At 54.9% G+C, this 10284-nt stretch carries 7 protein-coding genes and 1 pseudogene; 5 read left to right on the top strand and 3 right to left on the bottom strand.

Going from position 1 to position 10284, the window contains the following annotated elements; genetic code table 11:
* Positions 1 to 690 precede the first annotated feature (690 nt).
* The 3 genes from Q0687_RS35900 to Q0687_RS29920 all read left to right on the top strand — a co-directional run bounded on the left by Q0687_RS35900 (position 691) and on the right by Q0687_RS29920 (position 2991).
* Complete coding sequence (locus Q0687_RS35900) at positions 691 to 1035, top strand: helix-turn-helix transcriptional regulator (protein ID WP_363324016.1); 345 nt, start codon at positions 691 to 693, stop codon at positions 1033 to 1035.
* Between the two features lie 259 nt (positions 1036 to 1294).
* Positions 1295 to 2305 carry a glycosyltransferase family 2 protein gene (locus Q0687_RS29925; RefSeq protein WP_298885036.1) on the top strand — a complete coding sequence of 337 codons (1011 nt, stop codon included), beginning with the start codon at positions 1295 to 1297 and terminating at the stop codon, positions 2303 to 2305.
* Between the two features lie 2 nt (positions 2306 to 2307).
* Positions 2308 to 2991 (top strand): methyltransferase domain-containing protein, encoded by a 684-nt coding sequence (locus tag Q0687_RS29920; protein WP_298885035.1) that lies wholly within the window; start codon positions 2308 to 2310, stop codon positions 2989 to 2991.
* A gap of 145 nt (positions 2992 to 3136) precedes the next feature.
* On the opposite strand, the gene Q0687_RS29915 is transcribed toward Q0687_RS29920, so the two are convergent.
* The 3 genes and pseudogenes from Q0687_RS29915 to Q0687_RS29910 form a co-directional block, all read right to left on the bottom strand.
* Positions 3137 to 3739, bottom strand: coding sequence for a plasmid pRiA4b ORF-3 family protein (locus Q0687_RS29915; RefSeq protein WP_298885034.1), 603 nt, complete (start codon positions 3737 to 3739; stop codon positions 3137 to 3139).
* Between the two features lie 190 nt (positions 3740 to 3929).
* Positions 3930 to 4103, bottom strand: a pseudogene (gene tnpB, locus Q0687_RS35895) (IS66 family insertion sequence element accessory protein TnpB); the annotation flags it as partial.
* A gap of 9 nt (positions 4104 to 4112) precedes the next feature.
* Positions 4113 to 4535, bottom strand: coding sequence for a transposase (locus Q0687_RS29910; RefSeq protein ID WP_298885033.1), 423 nt, complete (start codon positions 4533 to 4535; stop codon positions 4113 to 4115).
* Positions 4536 to 5008: 473 nt separating this feature from the next.
* Between Q0687_RS29910 and Q0687_RS29905 the strand changes: the two genes are divergently transcribed.
* Together Q0687_RS29905 and Q0687_RS29900 are read left to right on the top strand one after the other, a co-directional pair.
* Positions 5009 to 5950, top strand: coding sequence for a FecR domain-containing protein (locus Q0687_RS29905; protein WP_298885032.1), 942 nt, complete (start codon positions 5009 to 5011; stop codon positions 5948 to 5950).
* Positions 5951 to 6264: 314 nt separating this feature from the next.
* Positions 6265 to 6861, top strand: coding sequence for a hypothetical protein (locus Q0687_RS29900; RefSeq protein WP_298885031.1), 597 nt, complete (start codon positions 6265 to 6267; stop codon positions 6859 to 6861).
* Positions 6862 to 10284: the final 3423 nt, after the last annotated feature.

Below are 10284 nucleotides of genomic sequence, written 5' to 3'. Positions count from 1 at the left end.
AATCCGCCAACACTCAATCAGTTCCAGCGCAGGTTTCTTGGAATCAATCGTCTAGTTCATCAGTCGCATTTTGAGCAGTGATGCGTCCCAAGCGCCAACCGACGGTGTTCGCCTTGCGAGTTGCGCCGCGTCAAGCAGAGTGGCCGATCGGTTCCTGTGAACATCAGGGCTCGGGTTTGCGAGTTGATATCAGCATGAATGATCGAGTTGCGGTTGCTTCTGTGCATACAAAATGTCTAACCGCACATGAAAATCGCCAGCGCGAGAACGAGGGTCTCGCCTCTTCCTCCAACCCATGCAGATCATGAAGGGGCACGGCAAGCCACTTAGCCGAGAACCCACGCCACAGAAAGCACTGGAAGCTCAAGAGTCCCCCGAAGAGGGTGAGTGGATCGCGTATATCAGTCAGAGCCTGCTTGCGTCGAGGTCATCTGGGTCCTATTCGTCTCGGAATGAGCGGTATAACCGCTCCGTCAACAGAAGCGTGAAACGCTTGCTCAAAACCCTCCGCTTCGCAGGATGCAATACAACAATCAGCTGAAATCACCTGAAAAAGCACGCAAAGGTTTGCTCGCTCGAAGGTCGTGCTATCAAAAATTTCAATGCTGGCGCAGCCGCGACAAAATTCGACACGAATTTCGACACATCATTATGTGCCTCTGTCCTTCCGAGTGTAAGTGAGCCTGCGACTTGCGCGATTACGAGATCGAGCGCCATGAGCTTAAATTGCTGCGCAGACGCGGGGGTGCCCTTTTGCGCCGACGGCGGCTTCTTCTTGGCCTCACACAGAGGCAAATTGCTGAGTTAGTAGGCATACACCCGTATACGATCGTGGCACAGCTTGAGAGCGGCATTGGCCGCATCGAGCCGAACCAATATCAGCGATGGGCGGACGCTCTGAAATTACCCTTGCGCGTATTTGTTTCGGAAGTTCTCAGGCACCTTGACCCCGTCGCGCATCACCTTTTTGTGCCAAATACGGATCAACGGTTTCATTGCATAAAGTTCCGACAACAGTCCAAGGCTGATCTCTGAAGCTACGTGCACCTGGCACTGACTGACCGTGAGGGCGAGCGTAGCAGAGGCTCGAAAAAACTGCTCAGCGGAGCTCAAAAGTGAATGTGAGTGTTCGCCTTGTGCTGCGCCAGATTCCTGCGTCAAGGATATCGGCTGGCATTTCTCTCAACTGCAGGTCCTGCCAGGCGCGACTTATTGGGCGAGTGTTGCATTTTAGCAACATCTTGGCGCAATGGATTGCCCTAATGACGTGACATGCACTCCGATCGGACAACGCATGAACTCGGCCCGCAGGTTGGACATCGCAGTATTGATCCCCTGCTTCAATGAAGCAGTCACAATTCAAAAGGTCATATCGGAGTTTCGCACTCAAATTCCGAATGCGACCGTCTATGTCTACGACAACAACTCGACTGACGGCACCGCCGAGTTGGCCGCATCCGCCGGCGCCGTTGTTCGCATGGAACGTCTTCAGGGCAAGGGAAATGTCGTCCGAACCATGTTTGCCGATATCGAGGCCGACATTTACGTTCTGGTTGACGGAGATGACACTTACGATGTGGGCGCGGCTCCGTTGCTCATTGACCGCCTATTGTCTCAGGGCCTCGATATTGTCAACGGCGCTCGCGAGACCAAAATTAAGACCGCTTATCGGCAAGGGCACCGATTGGGTAATTATGCGATCAGCCGTTTGGTCGCACTCGCTTTCGGAAACAATTTCAGGGACATGCTGTCAGGATACAAGGTCCTCTCAAAACGATTCGTCAAATCTTTCCAGGCCATATCCTTCGGTTTTGAGATTGAAACCGAGATCGCTGTTCACACGTTTGAGCAACGGCTGCCCAACGACGAGATCATGATCCAATATCGAGAGAGACCAGAGAATTCCGTGAGTAAGCTTCATACCTACGGCGACGGACTGCGTATCCTCCGCTTGATCGTGCAGCTGGTTAAAAACGAACGACCGCTTTTCTTTTTCGGTTGGCTTGGGATGGCGACGGTCGCTATGGGCTTCATACTCGGACTTCCGATCATCGTTGAATTTTTTGAGACAGGACTTGTACCGCGCCTCCCTACAGCCGTTCTTGCAACAGGGTCGGTTATGCTGGGCTTTACCGCATTCTTCACAGGCCTGATTCTCGATGTCGTCACACGAAGCAGACAGGAGATGAAGCGCTTCGCCTATCTCGCGATACCTGCTCTTCCAAGAACCGGTCAGCGCGCTTGCCCCCATGAGCAGCCTGCCAAAACGCAATTCGGTCGGCCAAACACCACCATAGAGCGTTAGTCATGTCGGACGTCGTTGATCAAAAGTACTATGAGGTCATCAAGCCATCTTCTATGAGCGAGAGGCTATTGATTGCCGCCCGAGACGAAATGTTCGCGGACTTCCTTCGATTTGCGAAACCTGCACCAGAGAGCATGGTCCTAGACGTCGGTGTTTCGGACGTCATCTCCGATGCGGCCAACGCTCTCGAAAGAAAATATCAATACAGACAGAACGTGACTGCATGCGGACTTGGTGAAGCAAGCGAATTTCAGAAAGCCTTCCCGGATATCCGTTACCACCAGATTTTACCAAACCAACCGCTGCCATTTCTCGATGACGCATTTGACATTGCTACTGCGAATGCAGTGCTCGAGCATGTCGGGAGCGCGCAAAACCAGGATCAATTTCTGACGGAGCTACTTCGTGTCGCCAAAAGTGTATTTATTACGGTGCCAAACCGCTTTTTTCCGATTGAGCAACACACCGCCATTCCGATGCTGCACTACACTGATTCAAGCTTCAAACTAGTATGTCGGTGGACCGGCAAACAAAGCTGGGCCGAGGAACAGAACTTGATCCTCATGAGTTGGAGTAGACTGCGGAAACTGGCGAGGGCGATAAATTACCCCTACCAGATTGGACATACCGGCCTCAAGCTCGGCCCTTTTTCCTCCAATCTTTTTCTTCTGATTTCTAGGCGTTGAGGAAGAGCTGCCCTTTCCTTCTCTGCCAAGGCAGCCCATTCCCACGGATGCGCTGAGCTCAACCGTCCGCCATTTACAGCTTTACCCAACTTGCACGATTTATTGTAAGCGTAGCTCTGCGGCCCTTTTTAACGGCGCTTGACGGCTATTTTGAGCGCGTGGTGCGTCGCCGAGGCTTCCATATTTCCGACAATGCATTGACGGTGGTCTCAAGCGCCTTCCGGTCGACGACGTTGGGATTGAACTGCTCGGGGCCCCAGAGGCGCATTTGTTCGTGCTCCGGATGGGTGAGGTCGCTGATGGCGTCGAGGTATTCGGCATAGCCTGACGCGCCGCCGACATCTTCCGGAGGACAACGGCCGGCGGCCTCAAGCAAGAAGGGAAGTCCCTCCGTTGTCGTGTTGTCGAACCACTTTTCAAGCTTGATCACGTGATCCCAGCTGTCGCCGAAGTCGTAGAGATAATGGATCGTCTTGGCGCCGGTCTCTTGAACGATATTGGAGAGCCGCGTCTTGCGGGCATCGATGGGCTGAGGGTCAAAATCTCCATCGGGATCAGGGATACCCCAACGGCCGTCGCCGGCCAGGAACTCGAAGAGATGGCTATTCGTCCACCCAAACGCCGCCTGAAGCGTGAGATGCAGCCGATCAAGGCGCAGGGTGATGGGTACGACAAGACATCGCATCACATCCGGTTTCACGTCCTTGAGGGTTACCCTGATCCGGACGGCGGTCGTGTTCAGGCTCATGCTGCCAGCCTCGGATTGTGTGCGTGCATCGTGTAGATCGACGCCCAAGGGAGTAGTTCGTCCAGTCGCGCCGCAGGCCATTGACGAGCTTCGCGAGAACAAGGCCGCGAACATCGCCGGGGATATCCGCATCACGCCGTCCGCGATCGTCGGCCAAACAAACTTGCAACCTTCGAGGCGGCTTGTGCACCAACACCAGGCCCGTTCGATCCCAGACCAAAATCTTGATCCGGTCCGCTCGCTTCGAGCGGAACACGAAGGCTGCGCCGCTGAACGGGTCGAGATGAAGCATCTCCTGCACCTTCGTCGCAAGCCCATCGTGTCCACAGCGGAAGTCGATCGGCCGCGTGGCAACGTACAGCACCGGCCGCGATCATCGTGACGCTCGCACCGCACGGATCACCCGGGATAGCTGGTCAGCATCTATGGCCGTATCCGTCCGCAGCACGATATCACCGATCGCGATCTCAAGCTTGATCGCCGGAGCCTGACGCTCCTCCAACGCATGGTCCACGACCAGCGGCGCAAATGTCGGCGGGGACGCCTCGCACGGCGGCAACATACCTCGCTGTCGAAGCCGCCGTCGCCAATCGTAGATCTGCCAGCGCGTCGCTCCGTGCTTGCGCGCCACCTCGGACACCTGAGCACCGGGTAGCAGACTCTCAGCAGCGATCCGAACTCTCTCAGCTTCCGACCGCACACGACGTCCTGACGGCCCTTCAAGGATCTCCAGGCGGCTCACAGACCCCACCGATGAGCCGCCTAAATGGACGTCCTTTTTGCTGTCCAATCCCATCCCAAACCTCTGTTCAAGCCGGAGGATTCTTCGCACAGCTATCCCAGTCCCGAAGCAAGGGCTCCGGCTCAGCGCTTACAGCGATTCTCCAAACCACCCCGCACGGCCCCATCGGCTAATCCCGCCGAACCATATTTGGAATAATCGATGGCGCCGGCACAGCCCGCCAAAGGTAGTCCGACAACCATCATTGTCCAAATGCGCCAGATACTTGTCATGGCGCGTCTCCAATCATTTCTCCAAACCTTATCGAAGCTCGCAAAAGGCAACAATAGTTAACTGCGCCTACCACCAGATCTGGTACGAGTTGCGGCAATCTTGCTACAGGGCGACAATAGCTAGCTGTTCTACCCGTTTTAACCACTTCTGATTGCAGAATTACCTTTCCCGATTGTCAAAGTGTGAGATATCGGCTTTTTCGCGCGCTATTTGTTTGCTATTTGTTGGGGCCGCTCTCCCTCAGAGCGAGGAAATTGAAAAGCGGAGTTGCTGCGGCAATTTTGTCTTTGCTACTCATTAGTTTGCAGCGCAATTTCAGAGGATATTTGAGTGACGTTATGCTGAAAAGAATTGCAACTACCGGTTCTTTAATCCTCTGTGTTGCACAGGGAGGGGCGACAGCAGCCTTGTCGGCGTCTGCTGACCAAATCGGGCTTGCAGTTACAATCAAGAATAACGTCTCGCAGCTGGAGCCGAACGCTTCGAAAATCACCCAGGGTGATGACGTGTTCCGAAACGAGGTTGTGCAGACGCTGGACGACAGCAGCGCAAAATTCGTTCTCAAAGACAGCACCAATCTCATTCTGGGGCCGAGTTCAAAACTAAAGCTCGATCGCGCCGTTTTCTCCGACGAAACGACGGTCGGCGACATCGCAATCAGGCTTACGACGGGCGCTTTCCGCTTTATCACTGGTCACTCAGCCAAAGAAGCGTATGTAATCTCGACTCCGATTGCGACGATGGGAGTGCGCGGTACGACACTCGATTTTTTGATTGAACCTTTTCAAAATACTGTCGTGCTGAAGGATGGTCAGTCGCAAGTTTGCGCTGGAGGCAAGTGCGTTCAACTGACAAAGGTCGGAGACACTGCAATCGTAAAGGCCTATGGCGCTCAAATTAATGTTGAGGTGCAACCATCCTCGACCTGGTCATTTGATTCCGCTTGTAATGGCATGTGTAGTCCAATGAGTTTTGCTCAAGCGGAAAATTCACTGACGACTGGCTCGATCGGCGCTGGTGCTGGTGGCGGAGGCGGCACATCTGGCGGCGGCGGGCCGACGGGGTTAAGCGGCATCACGAGCGGATCGAATGCAGGGCTCAATCAGAACATTTCGCCAGGTACGTCAAATGGTGCCTCACCATCCTTAACGACTAGCTTCGGGGCCGCGACCTTCTCAGAAGTTTCGCCGCACTGACTACTCGGGAGGCCTACCCTCCATCGCGATGGTGACCCCAGTAAGGCGTGCCGCGATTCTGATTAATTTAAGGCTTGAATCTCAGAGCTGATGTGTTTTAATTTTTCGAAATATTCTACAACGTGTCAGTGATCGAACTTGAGCCCAAGAAGAAAGTCGGATTTCTAAGAGTGCAGACAGGTAAAATCTGCAGTCGATCCGAGATTTTATTGTAGGAAAATAGACTTAAACTGTTCGATATCTCCGTTTTGACAGTTCGCATCTATTCGACCTAAAAGGCGTCGATGGGAGCGGCTTCGCAAGAACGAGCTCTCATGAGCAATCTTTTCGCGTTCGACGATATTGGAATCGCCCAAAGAGTTCGCGAACTTTGTGCTCCTGAAAAAGCGCGGTTCGATGAGGACGCGCGAGATCCGCGGCGTCCCGAAGTGCTCAAGAGGGACCTCGCGTTGGTATTGGCGCGCGCCCTGCGCGATGACATGATGCGCGCAGCTGCGCTCCGCGAAATAATCAATTTCTGCATGAACACAGACGATGCGCACACAGCACTTTCCATTTTTAAAGAAATCAAATCGCCACTAATTGCCGCTCTCGTCTTGGTCGATCATCCTGTCCTGGGAGACGATGGCGGATCACATCTAATATCGACTGAAGATTTCGAGATCGAGGATCCGGCAGAACCTCCGGTCGAGTGTACGAGCTCATTTGCACCCTTAAGGGTTATCGAGTGCGAGCAGTTTAAGCAGGAGATTGCTTCGCGAACAACCTGGACTTCCACGCCGCAAGTTCGAAACGACTGCCTGCCAGTGTGCTCTCGAGCGCCGGCGAGTGAACGCGCTGAAAAAGCCAGTAGACAACTTCCCGCCGAGCAACTTTCTACACTTCCGAACTTTCGGTTTCGCTTCGACTAGAGTTGGCCGTTTGAACATGAAAACGGCGGCCGCGGGGTGCAGCAGGAGCAATGGCGTTGCCGGCGATGGCCACTAAGAACAAACAAAGGCCAATTTATCACAACTTGTTCTTGTGCGGAGAACTACGGGTTTGAAGTTCTCCTGGAGCACGGCCTCGGATCCAGTGCCACATCGAGAGGCTATGCGCCCTTTGCCGACGGACTTGCACGTCATCAAGTCGCCTAACGCAACGTCAAACGGCACGGCTTGCCATTAATGTTGCTCCGAGCGATTCCTGCCGGCCAGCGGCAATCGACTCCAAAAGGATATTCTTTGGGCAGCCAGCGCTTGTACTATCACGTTGACACAAAATTAACCAGAATCACGACGGGATCTCTCTAGCGCGGAGATATTCATGTGGGATCTTCTCATTGGCTGCACGTTGGCAGCGCCGGGCGTGATTTACGGCGCCTTCCAGTATTTTCAGTACCTTCAATAGGGCCCGCCAGCAAAAGGCGGCAATTCCATGAACCGCGAACGTGTAGAATTACATCATGCAGCCTGATTTCGCCACTCACGTGGTTCGTAGCCCGCTAAAGCTGCGTGCCCGCAACAACTCTTCCTGGCGACGCATGGGGCTCAAACAGGCTAATCGCAGTCGGCTAGACTTCTCAACTCTCGTGCCCGATATTTAACCGCTTGCGTGCTCCGCCGGAAGGCCGCAGAGATGATTGTCAACGATTTCCCGGCAGCAATCATTTCGAGGAGCTTTCGATTTTCCTCTGGGGTCCACTTGGCTTCTCTGCGTTGGGCGAGCATGGCTTCGCACTATTCAAGAAACGCGCCGGGGCCCCACTCTTGGAGACATTCTCATCATTATTCACCTCGCCGGCGGCAATCGTGTGAAATGCGCGAGGGCGGATGTCCGCAAACAAAGGCTGACTCGTCGAGATCTGACGTAGAAGCGGCCGACAAACCTGCCATGTCGCACGGCCGCAATGACTTCCGATCTGGTTGCTCAACGCCCGCGGCTCAAATGGCCCCGCCTTATGTTCTACCGATCGCAGCCAAGACTTCTCTTCCAAAAGAAGTAGGCGCGTCAGATCGCAGACACCTCCAAAGATAAACGAGCACGTTCCTGCGTACACTTTGTTACGCACGATTGGCTCTGGATTTGAGTGACCGGACAAATCACCCAAACAGCCACCTGGCGCCAAAATAAAGGGCCCCCAGGGCGGCGATCCCCCCGCACAATAGGATTATGAGTGCATAGAGAGGTGCGGCTATTGACAGCTTTTCCATTCGACCTCATTTTTTACCCAACGCCGCCTCTGTTCGCGGCTACATTTTCGCTTGCATAAAATCCGGAGGGCTTATTAACTCCGCTGTACACTTAAACAAAACTGTAATCCGGTAACCCCTTAGCCAACTCGGTTGCCACGCCCGTTCGGTCCCCAACCGAGCGGCGCTCGCTCGCGGCCGATCGGCTAAAGAGCTCTTTCTCTCTTCTCGTCATCCTCAGGGACGGGACTAACAATTTTGCGCGCTAGGATTAGTCTGCTGATAGGCTAGGTGTTTTGACACTGATCGTAGCGGGCTGCAAAATCGGGGTCACGAAGCGAGCGTGCAAAGTGAGCGGCCCCTTGGAGCCATCGAGCAGCACTCGGACTTGGTTCTTCGTAGTGCCTCTCCCCATAACGATGCCGTGCTTTCCCGCTAGCTTTGGACCAGCCGAGACAGCAACTTCGATGCGGAATCCGCTTTTCAACTCCTTCGTCGTGCTCCGCTCGCCTCCAGTAGGATCAATTTTCGACACAGCAACCTCCCTCGAAACCTGAAACCCAAGCCGACCGGCACGCCTTCAAGAATGGAGAGGGGGCGATGTTTTACCATGTTCCATGTCGCAAACTCCAGCGTATCGTTGCTGCCTCGCTTCCAGCAGCCTATCCCCGCTAATACTGGTCCTTCCGGCCCGCGTTGGCCCGACCTGCAATTGATTGGCAGAAGGCCGTCACTGGATATTAATTCCAGAGGTGGCAGCCTGCTCAACATCGGAGTTGCACGCACTTCGGCCTCACGCCGCCATTGTCGGCTCCTGCCCGAATTGATGCATCTGGCATCGGAGCAGGGAGCCGCGCAGACCGAGCTCTTGGATCGACCGACCGCTCGCCAATTCAACGGCCTGGCGTTGTAGTCGCCCGCGAGCGACAGACGTTGACGTCCTTGCATTCGACGTGCTCTCCGAGCCTCCTACAGGCATCCACTCACTCGGAGGAGGTTCGACGGCCCACGGTCGACATGGTGTCCGCACTGAGGAAGGCTCCACTAAAGGCGTTAAGCCCGACGGGAGGCAGAGTTCTGAGGGCCTTCCGCTGTTGCGGCTTGTTTCAGAACCAGAGTCCCAGCCCAGAGTAGATAGCTCCTCGACTTCAACATATCGCTGCTCGATCGATTAAGCATTTTGTAGGGCGATGGTGGTAAAACGGCCTTATTCCAAATGAGTTAATTACATCCGCCGTTGCTATGAGCTCGACGTCGAAACTTCCTATTCGCCGCTATATCGAATGGTGGAGTCGCGGCCGGTTGACCGGCCGGGTCGCGTATGTCACGCGGGAGTTCGATATGCCTAGTCCGCGTCCCGGAGCGGAGTGGCACCCGGACAGAGGCTTTGACGCCGCGACCGAGTTGAAGCTCAAGCCCGACCTCAAAGAAGTTTTTAGGGCAGCAATCAGAGCCGGCGCGCAGACGGTGGAGGGGCAGCCATGGCAGCGAGGACCTGCCTCACGCGTAGGCGGTTGATCCCAGCGTTTCCAATCGATCCATTCCTCGCAAATTGGGAACAGCGTCCCCGGCGCAAGCGAGAACACAGGGGCCGGACAGTAGTAGCGATGTTGCGGTCTCGTTGGACCATCAGACGAATCGCGAGCACCAATAGGAATATTTTCAGTATCCAGACTGGTCCTCGCGGATGCCAAGCGCCAATGAAGCTAGGGGATCTTGGAGCTAGAGACCGCCACTCCAGCCTGCGCTGCGGTTACGATTTGCGGGAGAACGAGCCGGCGGTACGGGGCTTGTGCAACCAACCGTAGTTCCAAAAGCGCAGCGGTCGCCTTCTCAACTATGACGCTGAGACTATGCCGTCGCTCCATAGCGCCGTGATCTGCAAATCATACTAGGCGTGCTTTCTGTCCGATTGGCTCGCAGGCGGCTGCACAACGAGAGGAGCCACACCGCGACGACTCCAGGAAGCAGTGCCGCCTAGCCACGCCGATGTTCCGGTGGCCTACCGCGGTTCGTCGTGGTTGAACGACAGCCTGTGCAGCACTGATGCGTGCTCGATCGCGCAATCGCTGGGTGAACGCCTTGAATAAAAAATGTCAACCGGCCTGCAAATTTGCAGACGATGACGTAATTGCGGTCAGCGCTCGGCGCACCAAAGCTCCG

Origin of the sequence: uncultured Bradyrhizobium sp. (assembly GCF_936928535.1) — a bacterium.
GTDB lineage: Bacteria > Pseudomonadota > Alphaproteobacteria > Rhizobiales > Xanthobacteraceae > Bradyrhizobium.
Note: the sequence above shows the minus strand (reverse complement) of the source record. Positions and strands in the feature narration are given on the sequence as shown.

What these genes read in the sequence shown, in the direction of transcription:
- Q0687_RS29925 (WP_298885036.1), top strand. Translation starts at nt 1,295, where the DNA reads ATGAACTCGGCCCGCAGGTTGGACATCGCAGTATTGATCCCCTGCTTC.
- Q0687_RS29920 (WP_298885035.1), top strand. Translation starts at nt 2,308, where the DNA reads ATGTCGGACGTCGTTGATCAAAAGTACTATGAGGTCATCAAGCCATCT.
- Q0687_RS29915 (WP_298885034.1), bottom strand. Translation starts at nt 3,739, where the DNA reads ATGAGCCTGAACACGACCGCCGTCCGGATCAGGGTAACCCTCAAGGAC.
- Q0687_RS29910 (WP_298885033.1), bottom strand. Translation starts at nt 4,535, where the DNA reads ATGGGATTGGACAGCAAAAAGGACGTCCATTTAGGCGGCTCATCGGTG.
- Q0687_RS29900 (WP_298885031.1), top strand. Translation starts at nt 6,265, where the DNA reads ATGAGCAATCTTTTCGCGTTCGACGATATTGGAATCGCCCAAAGAGTT.